This window comes from Kribbella sp. NPDC048928 (genome assembly GCF_043197975.1).
Taxonomy (GTDB): Bacteria; Actinomycetota; Actinomycetes; order Propionibacteriales; family Kribbellaceae; genus Kribbella.
In genome coordinates this window covers 384,800-401,036 of sequence record NZ_JBICUC010000006.1, presented here as the reverse complement: position 1 = coordinate 401,036, position 16,237 = coordinate 384,800, and the positions used below count along the sequence as shown (strand labels likewise).

Genomic DNA, 16,237 nt, shown 5'->3' with positions numbered 1-16,237 from the left:
AGTTTTGAACACCCGTGCCAGCAGGCGGGCATCGTCGTACTCTGGATCGGTGCCTTCGACATCGGATGTGGCGGCGGTGGTTGCGCACGATCAGGCCGTGGGGCGGCTGCGCGAGTCGTACGAGCGGATCCCGGAAGGCGTTCCGGTCCGGCTCGCGAAGCGCAGTTCGAACCTGTTCCGGCCGCGCGCGGAGCTCGACCGCCCGGGGCTGGACGTCTCGAAGCTGACCGGCGTGATCAGCGTCGACCCGGCCGCGCGGACCGCGGACGTGCAGGGCATGTGCACGTACGAGGACCTGGTCGCGGCCACGCTCCCGTACGGACTGACGCCGATGGTCGTGCCGCAGCTGAAGACGATCACGCTCGGCGGCGCGGTCACCGGCCTCGGCATCGAGTCGTCGTCGTTCCGGGCCGGCCTGCCGCACGAGTCCGTACTCGAGCTCGACATCCTGACCGGCGCCGGCGAACTGGTCACCGCCCGCCCCGACGGCGAGCACGCCGACCTGTTCCGGATGTTCCCGAACTCCTACGGCACGCTCGGGTACGCGACCCGGCTGCGGATCGAGCTCGACCGGATCTCGCCGTACGTCGCGCTCCGGCACGTCCGGGTCGGCCTGGACGAGCTGGCGCCGGCGATCTCCACGATCGTTGCCTCCGGCACGTACGACGGCGAGCCGGTGCAGTTCGTCGACGGCGTCGCGTTCAGCCCGTCCGAGGCGTACCTCACGCTCGGCCGGAACAGCGACGCCGCCGTCCGGACCAGCGACTACACCGGCCAGCAGATCTACTACCGCTCGATCCAGCAGCGGCCGACGGATTTCCTCACCGCGCACGACTACCTGTGGCGCTGGGACACCGACTGGTTCTGGTGTTCCGCGGCGTTCGGCGCCCAGCAACCTGTCGTACGGCGGCTGTGGCCTCGTCGGTGGCGACGCAGCGACGTGTTCCACAAGATCGTCGGCTTCGAGAACCGGCACCACGTGGCGGAACGGCTGAACCGCCGGCGCGGCAACCCCGACCGCGAACGCGTTGTCCAGGACGTGGAGATCCCGGTCGCCCGGCTCGCCGACTTCCTGCGCTGGTTCGACTCCGACGTCGGGATGCGGCCGGTCTGGCTGTGCCCGCTGCGGCTGCGCGGCTCGGACGCCTGGCCGCTCTACCCGCTGAAGCCGGACGAGACGTACGTGAACGTCGGTTTCTGGGGCACGGTGCCGATCGCCCCCGGCGCCGCCGACGGCGACGTCAACCGGCGCATCGAGCAGGCAGTCAGCGACTTCGGCGGCCACAAGTCCCTGTACTCCGACGCGTACTACGACCGGGAGACGTTCGACCGCCTCTACAACGTCCCCGCACTGACCGAAGTGAAGAAACGCTACGACCCAGAAGCCCGACTGACCGGGCTCTACGAAAAGGCGGTGACGCGCCGATGACGACGCTTGCTACACAGGTTTTGATTGCTGATGCTCTGACGACTGTGCTTCCGGATGGGTTGCCGTTCCGGTTCACGGCGTACGACGGGAGTGCGGCCGGGCCTGAGGACTCGACGATCCACATGCACCTGGCTTCCGAGCGTGGGTTGTCCTACATCATGACCGCGCCGGGCGACCTCGGGATGGTTCGCGCGTACGTGATGGGTGATCTCGAGATCACCGGAGTGCACCCGGGCAACCCGTACGAGCTGATGCGGCTGATCCTGGACCGGTTCCACTTCCAGCGGCCGAAGACGGCGGAGGCGCTGCGGATCCTGCGCGGTCTGGGCTGGAGCCACCTGAAGCCGCCGCCGCCCCCGCCGCAGGAGCACCTGCCGAAGTGGCGCCGTACGTTCGAAGGGCTGCGGCACTCGAAGGCGCGGGACAAGTCGGCGATCCACCACCACTACGACGTGTCGAACACGTTCTACGAGTGGGTGCTCGGGCCGTCGATGACGTACACGTGCGCGGTCTATCCGACGGCTGATGCGTCTTTGGAGGAGGCGCAGTTCGAGAAGTACGACCTGGTCGCACGCAAGCTCGACCTGAAGCCCGGTCAGCGGCTGCTCGATGTCGGCTGTGGTTGGGGCGGGATGGTCCGGCACGCGGCCCGCGAGTACGGGGTGCAGGCGCTGGGCGTCACGTTGTCGGCGGCGCAGGCCGAGTGGGCCTCGGACGCGATCAAGCGCGAGGGGCTCGAGGGCCTCGCCGAGGTCCGCTACCTGGACTATCGCGACGTCCCCGAACGGGACTTCGACGCGATCAGCTCGATCGGCCTCACCGAACACATCGGCGTCCGCAACTACCCGTCGTACTTCGGCTTCCTGCTCGACCGGCTGAAGCCCGGCGGCCGGCTGCTCAATCACTGCATCACGCGGCCGGACAACAAGTTCCGCAACACCGGCGCGTTCATCGACCGCTACATCTTCCCCGACGGCGAGCTGATCGGCTCCGGCCGGATCATCGCCGAGGCCCAGGACGCCGGCTTCGAGGTCCGCCACGAAGAGAACCTCCGCGAGCACTACGCCCTCACCCTCGCCGCCTGGAACGACAACCTGGTCGCCCACTGGGACGAGGCCGTCGCCGAGGTCGGCCACGCCACCGCCAAGATCTGGGGCCTCTACCTGGCCGCCAGCCGAGCCGGCTTCGAACACAACACCATCCAACTCCACCAGGTCCTGGCCACAAAACCAGACGCCCGAGGCAACTCCCACTTCCCCCTCCGCCCCACCTGGGCCAGCTGAACCACAGCCGTCTCAGCGGTGTAGTACCAGGCAGGAACCAACGAAGGAGTGCGTATGGTCAGGCGGCAAGCGGCGGTTGTGGTGGCCGCGCTGGCCTTCTCCGCGGGATGCTCCGAGGCGACGCCCAGCAGTTCCGGATCATCCACTGGGCCTACTTCCGCGCCGGCAACCACGAGCACGATGGCGCCTGCCAAGACGCTGAAGTTGACGGTGGCGTCGACCGTTGCCAGTGGTGTGGAGGTGCCTTGGGGGCTGGCGTTTTTGCCGGATGCGAGTGCGTTGGTGGCGGAGCGGGACTCGGGGAAGGTTGTGCGGGTTGTCGGCGGGCGGGTCAGTGAGGTCGGGGCGGTTGAGGGGGTGAAGTCGTCGGCGGAGGGTGGTTTGCTCGGGCTGGCGGTGGATCCGGGGTATCCGGGCAAGCCGTACGTTTATGCGTACTTCTCCGGGGACGGCGACAACCGGATCGCGCGGATCACCTACCAGGACGGGAAGCTGTCGGATCAGCAGGTGATCCTTGACGGGATCCCGCAGGCGGCGATCCACAACGGTGGGCGGTTGCGGTTCGGGCCGGACGGGTTCCTGTACGCCGGTACCGGCGACGGGTCGGACCGGCCGAACTCGCAGAACGACGACTCGCTCGGCGGGAAGATCCTGCGCATCACCACCGACGGCAAGGCCGCACCGGGCAACCCGGACGGGCGGGTCTGGATCACCAAGGGGCACCGAAACGTCCAGGGCCTGGCGTTCGACGGGGACCAGTTGTACGCCGCCGAGTTCGGCCAGAACACCTGGGACGAGCTCAACGTCATCACCCCGGGCGCGAACTACGGCTGGCCGGCCGCGGAGGGGATCAGTCAGCTCGACGGCATGACCGACCCGATCGCGCAGTGGCACACCGCCGACGCGTCGCCGTCGGGCATCGCGTTCGCCAAGGGGTACGTGTTCATGGCGTCGCTGCGTGGCGAGCGGCTCTGGGCGATACCCGTTGCCAATGGCAAGCGAACGGGCGAGCCGCAGGCGTTCTTCACCCAGCAGTACGGGCGGTTGCGGACCGTCGAGCTCGCGCCGGACGGCTCGTTGTGGGTCACCACGTCCAACACCGACGGCCGCGGGCAGGCGCGCGACGGCGACGACCGGATCCTGCGCGTGACGCTCACCACCTGAGGACTCGCCAACCGTTTCAGCCTTGAGGCCGTCTGGTACTTGTTGAAGGAAACGACCCGAGGAGGAGATCGGTATGCCGACCGGCCAGGCGTCTGGCGTCCCCAGCAGTGTGATCGCGTCCGTGAGCAGGTACGACGATGCTCAGCGAACAGTCGGGTACTTGAGAAGCTACGGGATGGACGCGGGGAGCCTGGAAATCGTCGGCGCCGGACTCCGGCAGGCCAGTAGACGCAAGGTGGTTCCGGTCGTACGGATGACCGGGGTGAGTGCCTTGCAGGGCGCGCTGCTCGGCGTACTCGCGGCCGTCTTTGTCACGCTGGTCGCCGCGACGACGCTGACCGCCTTTGCGGTCGTGCTCTGGGGCTTTGTGTACGGCGTGCTCGTCGGCGCCCTGTGGGGGTTGTTCCGCGGACTCGTCCGCAACCGGCCGGACGTGGTCCGCACCGAGATCGTCCCGACCCGCTGGGAGGTCCGCTGCCCGACTGACGAACTATCGGTTGCGCAGACCCTGCTCGCGGACGCTGCAGACGTCGACGACAACCGCGTCGAACGCGACACCATCGCCGACGCACCCCAGCCGGCCCAAGAGCACAAACACGCAGCCTGACCACCCAACCCACCACCTCGCAGGTTGACCTCTCAGCCGGTGGGTTGTGCACGAGGCGTGCAGCCACCCAACCCACCAACTCGCAGGTTGACCGCTCAGCCGGTGGGTTGTGCACGGGGTGTGCAGCCTGCCGACCCACCACCTCGGAGGTTGGCCTCTGAGGTGGTGGGTCGGGTGGGGTTAGATGCCGAGTTTTTCGTTGAGGAGTTCGCGGACCTTGGCGGCGTCGGCTTGGCCGCGCATGTCCTTCATGACGGCGCCGATCAGCGCGCCGGCGGCGGCCGGCTTGCCGGAGTTGACCTTCTCGACCACGGCCGGGTTCGCCGCGATCGCGCGGTCGATCGCCTCGAGCAGCGCCGAGTCGTCCGAGACCAGCGCCAGCCCGCGCTTCTCGATGATCTCGGCCGGCGTACCTTCACCGGCCAGCAGCCCCTCGAAGACCTGCCGGGCGAGCTTGTCGTTCAGCGTGCCGTCGTCGACCAGCTTCTGCACCTGGGCGACCTCGGCCGGACCGACCTCGAGCGCGTCGAGCTCCTGACCATTCTCGTTCGCGGCGCGAGCGAGCTCACCGAGCCACCACTTCTTCGCGGCAGCCGGCGGTACGCCCAGGTCGATCGTGGTGACGATCAGCTCGAGCGCGTTGCCGTTCACGACGTCGCGCATCTCGAGGTCCGTGAAGCCCCACTCCTTCTGCAGCCGCGCGCGACGTACCGACGGCGGCTCGCCCAGTGTGGCCCGCAGTTCCTCGACCCACTCGCGCGACGGCGCGACCGGGACCAGGTCGGGCTCCGGGAAGTACCGGTAGTCGTCGGCGTCGGACTTCTCCCGGCCGGAGGTGGTGATGCCGGTGTCCTCGTGCCAGTGCCGGGTCTCCTGCAGGATCTTGCCGCCCGCCACGAGCACCGCCGACTGCCGGGTGATCTCGTACGTCACCGCGCGCTCGACCGAGCGGAACGAGTTCACGTTCTTGGTCTCGGTGCGGGTGCCGAGCGTCGTGGAGCCGGACGGCTTCAGCGACACGTTGACGTCGGCGCGCAGCGAACCCTGGTCCATCCGGACGTCGGAGACGCCCAGCGAGAACAGCAGGTCGCGGAGCATCGACACGTACGCCCGCGCGACCGCGGCCGCCTTCTCCCCCGGCACCTCGATCGTCTTGGTGACGATCTCGATCAGCGGGATGCCGGCCCGGTTGTAGTCGACCAGCGAGTGCGTCGCGCCGTGGATCCGGCCGGTGGCGCCACCGACGTGCGTCGCCTTGCCGGTGTCCTCCTCCATGTGCGCGCGCTCGATGTCGATCCGGTACGTCTCGCCGTCCACGACGACCTCGGTCCAGCCGTCGAACGCGATCGGCTCGTCGTACTGCGAGGTCTGGAAGTTCTTCGGCATGTCCGGGTAGAAGTAGTTCTTCCGGGCGAACCGGCACCACTCGGCGATCTGGCAGTTCAGCGCCAGACCGATCCGGATCGCCGCCTCGACCGCCTTGGCGTTCACCACCGGCAGCGCGCCCGGCAGGCCGAGGCAGACCGGGCAGGTGTGGGTGTTCGGCGGGGCGCCGAACTCGGTCGGGCAGCCGCAGAACATCTTCGACCGGGTGTTCAGCTCGACGTGGACCTCGAGGCCCATCACCGGGTCGTACTGGGCCAGCGCGTCGTCGATCTCGAGAACGTCTGCAACGGTCATCGGGTCACCTCCAGCTCCGGAGCCTTGGTCATCAGCACGCCGCCCCACTGCTCGGCCAGTGCGGTCTCGAGCGCGGCGCCGACCTGGTAGCACAGGTCGTCGCGCAGCACCGGCGCCATCACGTGGAATCCGACCGGCAGGCCGTCCTCGTCGGCGAGGCCGCACGGGAACGACGCGGCCGCGTTGCCCGCCAGGTTGGACGGGATCGTGCAGAGGTCGTTCTTGTACATCGCGATCGGGTCGTTGATCCGGTCGCCGATCGCGAACGCCGTCGTCGGCGTCGCGGGCGAGACCAGTACGTCGACCTGCTCGTAGGCGTTCGCGAAGTCGCGGGCGATCAGCGTCCGCACCTTCTGCGCCTGCCCGTAGTAGGCGTCGTAGTACCCGCTGGACAGCGCGTGCGTACCGAGGATGATGCGGCGCTTCACCTCGGCACCGAAGCCGGCCTCGCGGCTCAGCGCGGTCACCTTCTCCGCGCTGTTCTCGCCGTCGTCACCGACCCGCAGCCCGTACCGCATCGCGTCGAACTTGGCCAGGTTGGACGAGGCCTCGCTCGGCAGGATCAGGTAGTACGCCGGGAGGGCGTACTGGAAGTGCGGGCAGGAGACCTCGACCACCTCGGCGCCGAGCTTGGTGAGCAGCTCGACCGCCTCGTGGAAGCGGGCCTCGACGCCCGGCTGGTAACCCTCGCCGCCGAGCTCTTTGACGACACCGATCCGCAGCCCGGCGACGTCGCCGTTGCGGGCCGCCGCGACCACCGGCGGGACCGGCTGGTCGATGGACGTCGAGTCCATCGGGTCGTACCCGGCGATCGCCTCGTGCAGCAGCGCCGCGTCGAGCGTCGTCCGCGCACACGGACCGGGCGTGTCCAGCGAGGACGCCAGCGCGATCAGCCCGTACCGCGAGGTGCCGCCGTACGTCGGCTTGACGCCGACCGTACCGGTGAACGCACCCGGCTGGCGGATCGAGCCGCCGGTGTCGGTGCCGATCGCGAGCGGTGCCTCGTACGCCGCGATGGCCGCGGACGAACCGCCGCCGGAGCCGCCCGGGATCCGGCCCAGGTCCCACGGGTTGTGCGTGGTGCCGTACGCCGAGTTCTCCGTGGAGGAGCCCATCGCGAACTCGTCCATGTTGGTCTTGCCGAGGATGACGATGCCGGCCGCCTTGAGCCGCTTCACCATCGTCGAGTCGTACGGCGGCTTCCAGCCCTCGAGCATCTTCGAGCCGGCCGTGGTCGGCACACCCTCCTGGGTGAGCACGTCCTTCAGCGCCAGCGGCACACCGGCCAGCGGAGCCAGCTGCTCGCCCGCGGCGCGCTTGCTGTCGACTGCCTTCGCCTGCGCCAGCGCGCCCTCGGTGTCGACGTGCAGGAACGCGTGCACGTCACCGTCGACGGCGGCGATCCGATCCAGGTGGGCCTGGGTGATCTCGACCGAGCTGGCCTGTCCCGAACCCATGAGGTCCGCGAGCTCGGCGGCGGTCTTCCTGGTGAGGTCGGTCATGTCAGTCCTCCTCCAGGATCCGCGGGACCCGGAAACGCTGCTCCTCCGCGGCCGGCGCGCCGGACAGCGCCTGCTCGGGGGTGAGGCACGGGATGTTCTCGTCGGCGCGCATCACGTTGGTCAGCGGCAGGGCGTGCGAGGTCGGCGGGATGTCGTCCGCCGCCACCTGGCTGACCTGCCCGACCAAGGTGATGATCTGGTCGAGCTGGGGGGCGAGGTGGTCGAGCTCGTCGTCGGAGAGCTCGATCCGCGCCAGTCGCGCCAGGTGCGCGACCTCTTCGCGGGTAATCGATGGCATGAACTGATCCAATGGTTCGCAGGACTTCCGCGACGTGTTCCGCCGCACATCGCTCATCCTAGTGGGCGCCTGTGACGGCTAGGTTTCCGCGCCCCAGGGGGTGTGGATGAGATGGGTCGGCGTGTCTGTTCCTACCGCTCTGTAACATGGGCGGCGACAAGGCGTTACGCGCAAGGTGATCGGCTGGGAGATGATCGTTCGGTGTTCCTGCTGCGCTTGATCATCCCCGACCGCCCGGGTTCGCTGGGCACGGTCGCGACCGCCCTTGGTGAGGTGAACGCCGACATCCACGCGATCGAGATCGTCGAGCACCGCCGCGAGAACGGCACCGCGGTCGACGACATCGTGGTCGACCTGCCGCCGGGCGTGCTCCCGGACCGCCTGGTGTCGGCGTGCAACAGCGTCGACGACGTCGAGGTGATCTGGTTCTCCCGGTACGGCGCCGGCGGCGGCCTGCACATGGACCTCGAGGCCGTCGAGCAGATGACGTCCGCGCCCGCCGAGGCGATCGACATCCTGGTCGAGCAGTCGCCCGCGGTCCTGCACGCCGACTGGGCCGCGCTGCTCGACGGCACCGGCAGTGAGGTGAAGGTGGCGCTGGAGACCAGCGCAACGCCGGAGTTCGGCGACATGGCGGGTCAGTGGCTCCCGATGGAGAAGGCGACCACCCTGGAAGCCCCGGACCACAAGGGTCTCTCGGAGTCTGTACTGGTCGCGGCGCCGCTGGAGTCCGACCGCCGGATCCTCGTCATCGGCCGCCGTGGCGGTCCCGAGTTCCTCGGCTCCGAGGTGGCCCGCCTGTCCTACCTGGCCTCACTCGCCGTCACCATCCGCGCCACCGCCTGACGCTGGTTCGGCAACGAAAAACCCCCGCTCGGCCGAGCGGGGGTTTCGTTGCGTCTGCCTCAGGTGAACTGGAAGTAGGCGAGCGCCCACAGGCCGGCGATGACCAGCAGCACGACCACTCCGATCAGCGACACGATCAGAATCGCCTGCGTGTTGCTGCCGTTCCGGTCCGGGAGGTCGAACTGGGTGGGGCCCCAGGGCCCGCCGCCGTCGACCCGCTGGAGCGCCTCGGGCGGCGGCTGTGCCACCGTCCGGGACTCCCGCTTCTCCCGGGGGAACTTCACATCCGGCCTCCGAACCTCAGGCGTAGAAGGTCTCGTACTCGATCGACACCCGCTGCGACCCGTAGTTGCCCGAGGTGTCGCCGTCGATCTGGACCATCCAGCCGCCGACATAAGCAGCGTACTGCTTGCCGTCGTTGTGCGCCTCGATGTACGCCTTCACCGCCGCCGCGTTACCGCCCTTGAGGACACCGAACGCGTCGGCCATGACGGTCTTCATGCTGGACTTCACCTGGTTGCCGTCGGCGGAGACACTCAGCTCGATGTCCTTGATGCCCTTGGTGCCGCTGGCGTAGAAGAACACGCGCTGGGAGCCGTACTCACCGACCTCCTTGCGGCAGGAGCTGGTGCAGACGTACGACTTCGCCTTCAGCGCCGCGGTCATCTGCGCCGCCGTGGTGTCGAAGGTCTGGTCCGGAACGTCCAGCGACTCCTCGCCGGACTTGTGGCCGGACAGCCGCAGGCTCGACCCGGAGTTGCTCATCTGGAACTGGCCCCAGTTGGTGCTGACCTCTTCCGACCGCTGACCGGTCTTCACCGCTTCCTGGACCTTGGTCACCGCGTCGGCGCCGAAGGTGTCGTTGCCGACCGCCTGCAGCACCTGGCCGAACGCGACCTGGGCGTTGTTGTTGTTGTCGTCGTCCTGGGTCTCGACCCGGACCGCGACGATGCCGCCGTCGGACTTGAACTGGAAGATCGCCTCGGCCTGCTTGCTGCCCTCGTACTTGAAGCAGCCGCGGTGGGCGCCCTGCCCGGTGTTGAACAGGTCGCTGCAGCCGAAGCCCATGCCCTGCAGCTTGTCGGTGACGGCCTTGGCCTGACCGGTGGCGTTGCCGAGCTCGGTGCCGGAACCCGGGCTGGTGCCCGTGGACGGGGACGACGAGGTCTTCGGGTCGCCGCCCTCGGTCGGCTGGCTGCTCGTCGGCTGGCTCTCCGGGGTGTCGTCACCACCGAACGCGTGGATGCCGAGGAAGACCAGCAGGCCGATCAGCACGATGCCGACCACGCCGCCGCCGATGATCAGCGGCATCTTCTCCTTGCTGATGCCACCTGGCCCCTTGGGACCGTCGCCCGGACCGCCCGGCTGCCACTGGCCCGGCTGACCACCCTGCTGCTGGTGCCAACCGCCCTGCTGCTGCTTGCCCCACGACTGCTGCTGGTAGGCACCGCCGCCCTGCTGCTGCGGCTGCTGGCCCCAACCGCCACCCGGCTGCCCATGCTGACCAGGCTGGCCCTGCTGGTTGGGCTGCTGTCCCCAGCCGCCCTGCTGCGGCCGGTCCTGCTGCGGCGGCTGCCCGTGCTGGGGTTGGCCCTGCTGCGGCTGGCCGTGCTGCTGCGGCTGCTGCGGCTGTTGTGGTTGCTGAGGATGCTGTGGGGGCTGTCCCCATCCACCACCCTGAGCAGGTGGTTGCTGTCCCCAACCGCCCTGTTGCGGCGGCTGGTTCTGAGGCGGCTGCTGGCCGCCCTGTCCCCCGTGCCCGCCTGGCTGGCCCCCCGGCTGCCCAGGACCCCATGGTCCCTGCGGCGGCGTCGTCATATGTCGCTCCTTCTGGCCCAGATCTCGACGTGCAAAACTAACAGTCGGACGGCTCAGCCCCGTTGCCGGATCCGCTCGCTGCGAAAAACCTCGAAAAACCTCGAACGGCCTACGCCTCCGGCGAAGTCTCAGCCGATGGAGTGCCTGCCCCGGTGACCGCGACCGCGGCAGCCGCCTCGGCGCCGTCGTCGAGAAGCACCTGGAAGCCGGCCGCATCCAGGATCGGTACGCCGAGTTGGACCGCCTTGTCGTACTTCGAGCCCGGTGAGTCACCGACCACCACGAACGACGTCTTCTTCGAGACCGAGCTCGCAGCCTTCCCGCCGCGCCCGACGATCGCCTCGGTCGCCTCGTCGCGGCTGAACCCCTCGACGGTCCCGGTCACCACGACCGACAGCCCGGTCAGGATCTGCGGCAGCGTCGGGCCGGTGCGCTCCTCGCGCATCACCACGCCGGACGCCTGCCACTTGTCCACGATCGCCTGGTGCCACGGCACCTGGAACCACTCGATCATCGCCTGCGCGATGGTCGGCCCGACGCCCTCGATGTCGGCCAGTTGCTCCTCGCTCGCGGAGCGGACGTCGTCCATGGTGCTGAAGACCTCGGTCAGCGCGGCGGCCGCGGTCGGTCCGACGTGCCGGATCGACAGCGCGACCAGCACCCGCGACAGCGGCTTGGCCTTGGCTTCCTCGAGGTTGGCGAGCAGCTTGCGGGCGTTCGCCGACAGGGCGCCGGCCTTGGTGGTGAAGAACTCGCTCTCGGTCAACTGCTCCTCGGTCAGCGCGAACAGGTCGCCCTCGTCGACGATCAGTTCGCCGCGGATCAACGCGTCGGCCGCTTTGAACCCGAGCCCCTCGATGTCGAACGCGGACCGCCCGGCCAGGTAGAACAGCCGCTCCCGCAGCTGCCCCTGGCAGTACTGCGAGTTGGGGCAGCGGATGTCGACGTCCGACTCCTTGGCCGGCGCCAGCACCGTGTTGCACCACGGGCAGTGCGTCGGCATCACCCAGGCCGGCAGGCCCTTCGGGCGCAGGTCGACCACCGGTCCGAGCACCTCGGGGATCACGTCGCCGGCCTTCCGCAGTACGACGGTGTCGCCCGGGCGGACGTCCTTGCGGGCGACCTCCTTGGCGTTGTGGAGGGTCGCGTACTCGACGGTCGAGCCGGCGACCCGGACCGGCTCCATGTGCGCGAACGGGGTGACCCGGCCGGTGCGCCCGACGTTCACCTCGATCTCGATGAGCTTGGTGTTCACCTCTTCGGGCGGGTACTTGTACGCGATCGCCCAGCGTGGGGCGCTCGACGTCGACCCGAGCGCGCGCTGCAGGTCGAGCTCGTCGATCTTCACCACGACGCCGTCGATCTCGTGGTCCACCGAGTGCCGGTTCTCGCCGTAGTACGCGATGAATTCATTGACCTCGTCGAGCGTGCCGACCCGGCGGGCGCGGTCGCTGACCGGCAGGCCCCACGCCTTCAGCTGGTCGTACGCCGTGGAGAGCCGGTCGAAGCGATGCCCGTCGACCTTGCCGAGGCCGTGCACGACGAACCGCAGCGGGCGCCCGGCCGACACCCGGGGATCCTTCTGCCGCAGCGATCCGGCCGCGCTGTTCCGCGGGTTGGAGAACACGTCCTTGCCGGCCTCGACGAGCTGCGCGTTCAGCTCCTCGAAGTCCTCGACGCGGAAGTACACCTCGCCGCGGACCTCCAGGAAGGCCGGCAGGTCGTCGCCGCGGAGCTGCTCCGGGATGCTCTTGATGGTCCGCACGTTCGGCGTGACGTCCTCGCCGGTACGGCCGTCGCCGCGGGTCGCGCCGGTGACCAGCTTGCCGTTCTCGTAGATCAGGTCGAGGGCGAGGCCGTCCACCTTGAGCTCGCAGAGGAACCCGCTGTCGTGGATCTGCCGGACGGTGACCTCACGCTCCAGCCGCTTCGCCCAGGCCTCCATCTGCTCCGCGGAGAACGCGTTGCCCAGGCTCTCCATCCGCATCGGGTGCTGGACCGCCGTGAACAGGGTCGAGATCGGCGCGCCGACCTTCTGGGTGGGCGAGTCCGGCGTGCGGAGCTCCGGATACTGCTCCTCGAGGCCCTGCAGCTCGTGCATCAGCGCGTCGAAGTCGGCGTCCGAGATGATCGGGCTGGCCAGGTAGTACCGCGCGCGGTGGTCCTCGATCTCCTGGCTCAACTCGGCATGCCGAGTCCGAACCTCCGCAGGCGCCCCCATGTTCTCGCTCATAAGAAGAAGTTACAGGGGTACACCGACAGTTTTGGCTATTCGTCGGCGGCTTCGGCTACGACGTCGGCGATGTCCCGGAGGAGTTTGAGTCGTGCTCTGGCGTCGGAGGGTGACGGGGCGGCCGCGAGCCCGCAGGCCGGGGTGATGACGACCTGTTTCAGCAGCTCCGGGTCCAGACCGAGCTCCCGCCAGCGCCGGATCAGCAACTGGGCGCCCTGCTCGGCCTTGGGCAGCGCACCTGTGGTCGCCACGACACCCGCGTACACGGCGGTGCCGGCCTCGGCCGCAGTCGCGACCTGGTCCCAGGCCGCGTTGTTGAGCAACGACACGTCCACAGCGATCCCGGCAGCGCCGGCCTTGGTGAACACCTCGATAGGCGGTCGCGCCGCGCAGCAGTGCACAACGGTAGGCGCCACGGTGGTGAACGGGGTCAACAGTTCCACCGCACCAGGCCCGTCAACAGACCGGTGCTTGCTCCAACCGGACGCTGTCGGCACAGCTCCAGCCAGTACGGCAGGGAGCCCGGGCTCGTCCAACTGCAGCACCACGTCAGCACCTGGCACCCGCTTGCGCACCTCGGCCACGTGCTGCTCCACGCCGTACGCGAGCGCCTGTGCCAGATCCCGACGTGCACCGTGGTCCGCCAGCACCTTGTCACCACGCGGCCGCTCCACCGCGGCAGCCAGCGTCCACGGCCCGGTGACCTGCACCTTCAGCCGACCCTCGTACCCGTAGGCGTGCTCCTCCAGCACGTCCAGGTCTTCCTGCAGCAATGCCCGCGCGCGTCGCTGGTCCAGGCTGGCCCGTGCGTCCCCGCCACCAGTCAGTCGCCACCCCACCGGCTGCAGGTCAGCTGCCAGCTCGGTCAGTACGGCGATGGACCGGCTGATCATGTCGCCGTACGGACGCGCCGGAAGCTCTGGCAGGAACGGGAGGTCGACCAACTCGAGTACTGCGCGCATCCACTCGCGGATGTCCTCACCCGGGACCGAGCCGAGTCCCGTGGTGGTCATACGGTCGCCGTGACTCGCTGGACGGTGTCGATCGTTGCTGAACCGATCACTCGCGTCCCGTCGTACAGCACGACGGCCTGTCCCGGTGCGACAGCGGAGGTGGGCTCGTCGAAGGAGACCTGTACGCGATCGCCCTCAACTGTCGCGACCACCGGGACCTGCTCGCCGTGAGCCCGGAGCTGGGCCAACGCCTGCAACTGGCTGGCCGGAGCAGGGCCGCACCAGCGCGGCTTGGAGGCTGTGAGCTCAGAGACGGCCAGCTCCGCGCGGGAGCCGACGGTGACCGTACGGTCCACCGGGCTGATGTCCAGCACGAACCGGGGCTTGCCGTCGGCGGCTGGAGTACCGATCTTGAGGCCCTTGCGCTGCCCGATCGTGAAGCCGTGCGTCCCGGAGTGCTCGCCGAGCTTGTTGCCCTGTGCATCGACGATGTCGCCGGGCGCCTCGCCGAGCTGCGCCCCGAGGAACCCGGCGGTGTTGCCGTCGGCAATGAAGCAGATGTCGTGGCTGTCCGGCTTGGCGGCCACCGACAGCCCGCGCCGCTCGGCCTCCTCGCGGACCTCGGTCTTCACCGTGTCACCGAGCGGGAAGAACGCGTGCGCGAGCTGCGCCTGGGTGAGTACGCCGAGAACGTACGACTGGTCCTTGGCCGGGTCCACCGCGCGGTGCAACTCGCGAGCGCCGTCGGCAGTGTCGACGATCCGAGCGTAGTGCCCGGTGGCGACCGCGTCGAAGCCGAGCGCGAGCGCCCGCTCCAGGACGGCGCTGAACTTGACCTTCTCGTTGCACCGCAGGCACGGGTTCGGCGTACGGCCGGCGGCGTACTCGCTGACGAAGTCCTCGACCACGTCGGCGTGGAAGCGCTCAGCCAGGTCCCAGATGTAGAACGGGATGCCGATCACGTCCGCGGCCCGGCGGGCGTCGCGGGAGTCCTCGATGGTGCAGCAGCCCCGCGCCCCGCTGCGGTACGACTGCGGGTTGCGGCTGAGCGCCAGGTGCACACCGGTCACGTCGTGCCCGGCCTCGGCCATCCGCGCGGCCGCGACGGCGGAGTCGACCCCGCCGGACATGGCTGCGAGTACCCGCATCAGCTGTTCCTTCCTACGTTCTGCAGACCGGCGGATTTCGCGCGCTCCACCACCGGTCCGATGTTCTCAAGTACGGCGTCGATATCCGCCTGGGTCGACGTGTGCCCCAGGGTGAACCGGAGTGACCCGCGGGCCCGCTGGTCGTCGTACCCCATGGCGAGCAGCACGTGGCTCGGCTCCGCCACCCCTGCGTTGCACGCGGACCCGGTGGACACCTCGATCCCCCGTGCGTCGAGCAGCAGCAACAGCGAGTCGCCCTCGCAGTCGCTGAAGGACAAGTGTGCGTTACCGGGCAAGCGGCCGACCGGGTCCCCGGAGAGCTTGGCGCCCTCGACGGTGCTGGTGATGCCGTGGATCAGCGTGTCGCGCAGCCCGGTCAGCCGCGCCGCCTCGTCCACCTGGTGCTTGATCGCGTGCTCCGCGGCCACCGCGAACCCGGCGGTCGCCGGGACGTCAAGAGTGCCGGACCGGACGTCCCGCTCCTGTCCCCCGCCGTGCAGGATCGGCGTCAGTTGCGTCTCCTTGTGGACGACGAGCGCCCCGATCCCGTACGGACCGCCGATCTTGTGCGCGGACACCGTCATTGCGTCCACACCGAGCGCGCTGAAGTCCACCGGCACCTGCCCGATCGCCTGCACGGCGTCGGTGTGCACGGGGATGCCGTACTCCTGTGCGACCGCGGCCACGTCCTGGATCGGCTGGAGCGTCCCGACCTCGTTGTTCGCCATCATCAGCGTGACGAACGACACGGACTGCGGGTCCCGTTCCACGGCCCGCCGGACGTCGTCCGGGCGGACCCGGCCGAGGTCGTCGACCGGCAGCCACTCGATCTCGGCCTGCTCGTGCTGTCCCAGCCAGACGGCCGGGTCCAGGACGGCGTGGTGCTCGATGCCGCTGAGCAGGATCCGGCGCCGGCGCGGGTCTGCGGCCAGGCGGGACCACCACAGGCCCTTGAGCGCGAGGTTGTCCGCCTCCGTACCGCCCGAGGTGAAGACGACCTCACTCGGCTGTGCGCCGAGCGCGGCGGCGATCGACTCGCGGGCCTCCTCGACCGTCCGCCGTGCGCACCGTCCGGAGCCGTGCAGGGACGACGCGTTACCGGTGCGGGCGAGGTGATGGGTCATCGCCTCGATCGCGGCCGGGAGCATCGGGGTCGTCGCCGCGTGGTCCAGGTACACCGTTCGGCGGTCGGAGGAAGTCATGTCGGTTTCAAGAGTATGTCCGGCACGGATGTTCCCGCTCCCCGGGACCGCCCGTGGCCGCGGCGGCCGGCCCC

General features: G+C 69.2%; 15 protein-coding genes. 6 read left to right on the top strand and 9 right to left on the bottom strand.

Annotation, left to right across the window (positions count from 1 at the left end):
* Nucleotides 1-49: 49 nt before the first annotated feature.
* From ACGFI6_RS27050 to ACGFI6_RS27035, 4 genes are all read left to right on the top strand, one after another.
* Nucleotides 50-1,429, top strand: a complete 1,380-nt coding sequence (locus ACGFI6_RS27050) for an FAD-binding oxidoreductase (RefSeq protein ID WP_393123260.1) — start codon at nucleotides 50-52, stop codon at nucleotides 1,427-1,429.
* Entirely contained in the window at nucleotides 1,426-2,712 is a 1,287-nt protein-coding gene (locus ACGFI6_RS27045; protein WP_393123257.1) for a class I SAM-dependent methyltransferase, read from the top strand. Before ACGFI6_RS27050 ends, ACGFI6_RS27045 begins: the two co-directional genes overlap by 4 nt.
* A 54-nt stretch (nucleotides 2,713-2,766) precedes the next feature.
* Entirely contained in the window at nucleotides 2,767-3,876 is a 1,110-nt protein-coding gene (locus ACGFI6_RS27040) for a PQQ-dependent sugar dehydrogenase (protein WP_393123254.1), read from the top strand.
* A 73-nt stretch (nucleotides 3,877-3,949) separates the two neighbouring features.
* A complete protein-coding gene (locus ACGFI6_RS27035) occupies nucleotides 3,950-4,483 on the top strand; it encodes a hypothetical protein (RefSeq protein WP_393123252.1) in 534 nt (177 codons plus the stop codon).
* A gap of 180 nt (nucleotides 4,484-4,663) precedes the next feature.
* Here ACGFI6_RS27035 and gatB read toward each other — a convergent pair whose 3' ends face one another.
* Genes gatB through gatC form a run of 3 tightly spaced genes read right to left on the bottom strand, consistent with a single transcriptional unit; the run spans nucleotide 4,664 to nucleotide 7,963 of the window.
* Nucleotides 4,664-6,163 (bottom strand): Asp-tRNA(Asn)/Glu-tRNA(Gln) amidotransferase subunit GatB, encoded by a 1,500-nt coding sequence (gene gatB, locus ACGFI6_RS27030; RefSeq protein WP_393123249.1) that lies wholly within the window; start codon nucleotides 6,161-6,163, stop codon nucleotides 4,664-4,666.
* Nucleotides 6,160-7,665 carry an Asp-tRNA(Asn)/Glu-tRNA(Gln) amidotransferase subunit GatA gene (gene gatA, locus ACGFI6_RS27025; RefSeq protein ID WP_393123246.1) on the bottom strand — a complete coding sequence of 502 codons (1,506 nt, stop codon included), beginning with the start codon at nucleotides 7,663-7,665 and terminating at the stop codon, nucleotides 6,160-6,162. The genes gatB and gatA overlap by 4 nt, the downstream gene beginning before the upstream one ends.
* 1 nt (nucleotide 7,666) lies before the next feature.
* A complete protein-coding gene (gene gatC / locus ACGFI6_RS27020; RefSeq protein WP_393123243.1) occupies nucleotides 7,667-7,963 on the bottom strand; it encodes an Asp-tRNA(Asn)/Glu-tRNA(Gln) amidotransferase subunit GatC in 297 nt (98 codons plus the stop codon).
* Nucleotides 7,964-8,164: 201 nt separating this feature from the next.
* Between gatC and ACGFI6_RS27015 the strand changes: the two genes are divergently transcribed.
* A complete protein-coding gene (locus ACGFI6_RS27015; RefSeq protein WP_393123240.1) occupies nucleotides 8,165-8,809 on the top strand; it encodes an ACT domain-containing protein in 645 nt (214 codons plus the stop codon).
* Between the two features lie 59 nt (nucleotides 8,810-8,868).
* Here the strand turns inward: ACGFI6_RS27015 and ACGFI6_RS27010 are convergent, their stop codons facing one another.
* Together ACGFI6_RS27010 and ACGFI6_RS27005 are read right to left on the bottom strand one after the other, a co-directional pair.
* Complete coding sequence (locus ACGFI6_RS27010) at nucleotides 8,869-9,093, bottom strand: hypothetical protein (protein WP_393123237.1); 225 nt, start codon at nucleotides 9,091-9,093, stop codon at nucleotides 8,869-8,871.
* 16 nt (nucleotides 9,094-9,109) lie between these two features.
* Nucleotides 9,110-10,120 carry a hypothetical protein gene (locus ACGFI6_RS27005; RefSeq protein WP_393123234.1) on the bottom strand — a complete coding sequence of 337 codons (1,011 nt, stop codon included), beginning with the start codon at nucleotides 10,118-10,120 and terminating at the stop codon, nucleotides 9,110-9,112.
* On the opposite strand from ACGFI6_RS27005, the gene ACGFI6_RS27000 reads away from it, so the two are divergent.
* Nucleotides 10,049-10,783 carry a hypothetical protein gene (locus ACGFI6_RS27000; RefSeq protein WP_393123231.1) on the top strand — a complete coding sequence of 245 codons (735 nt, stop codon included), beginning with the start codon at nucleotides 10,049-10,051 and terminating at the stop codon, nucleotides 10,781-10,783. The two genes, ACGFI6_RS27005 and ACGFI6_RS27000, sit on opposite strands and share 72 nt — an antisense overlap.
* On the opposite strand, the gene ligA is transcribed toward ACGFI6_RS27000, so the two are convergent.
* Genes ligA through ACGFI6_RS26980 form a run of 4 tightly spaced genes read right to left on the bottom strand, consistent with a single transcriptional unit; the run spans nucleotide 10,737 to nucleotide 16,163 of the window.
* On the bottom strand, nucleotides 10,737-12,860 hold the full coding sequence (ligA, locus tag ACGFI6_RS26995; protein ID WP_393123228.1) for an NAD-dependent DNA ligase LigA: 2,124 nt from the start codon (nucleotides 12,858-12,860) through the stop codon (nucleotides 10,737-10,739). The two genes, ACGFI6_RS27000 and ligA, sit on opposite strands and share 47 nt — an antisense overlap.
* A 35-nt stretch (nucleotides 12,861-12,895) precedes the next feature.
* Entirely contained in the window at nucleotides 12,896-13,873 is a 978-nt protein-coding gene (locus ACGFI6_RS26990) for a methionine synthase vitamin-B12 independent (protein WP_393123225.1), read from the bottom strand.
* Nucleotides 13,870-14,961, bottom strand: coding sequence for a tRNA 2-thiouridine(34) synthase MnmA (gene mnmA, locus ACGFI6_RS26985; RefSeq protein WP_393123222.1), 1,092 nt, complete (start codon nucleotides 14,959-14,961; stop codon nucleotides 13,870-13,872). The genes ACGFI6_RS26990 and mnmA overlap by 4 nt, the downstream gene beginning before the upstream one ends.
* Nucleotides 14,961-16,163, bottom strand: coding sequence for a cysteine desulfurase family protein (locus tag ACGFI6_RS26980; protein ID WP_393123219.1), 1,203 nt, complete (start codon nucleotides 16,161-16,163; stop codon nucleotides 14,961-14,963). The genes mnmA and ACGFI6_RS26980 overlap by 1 nt, the downstream gene beginning before the upstream one ends.
* Between the last annotated feature and the right edge of the window lie 74 nt (nucleotides 16,164-16,237).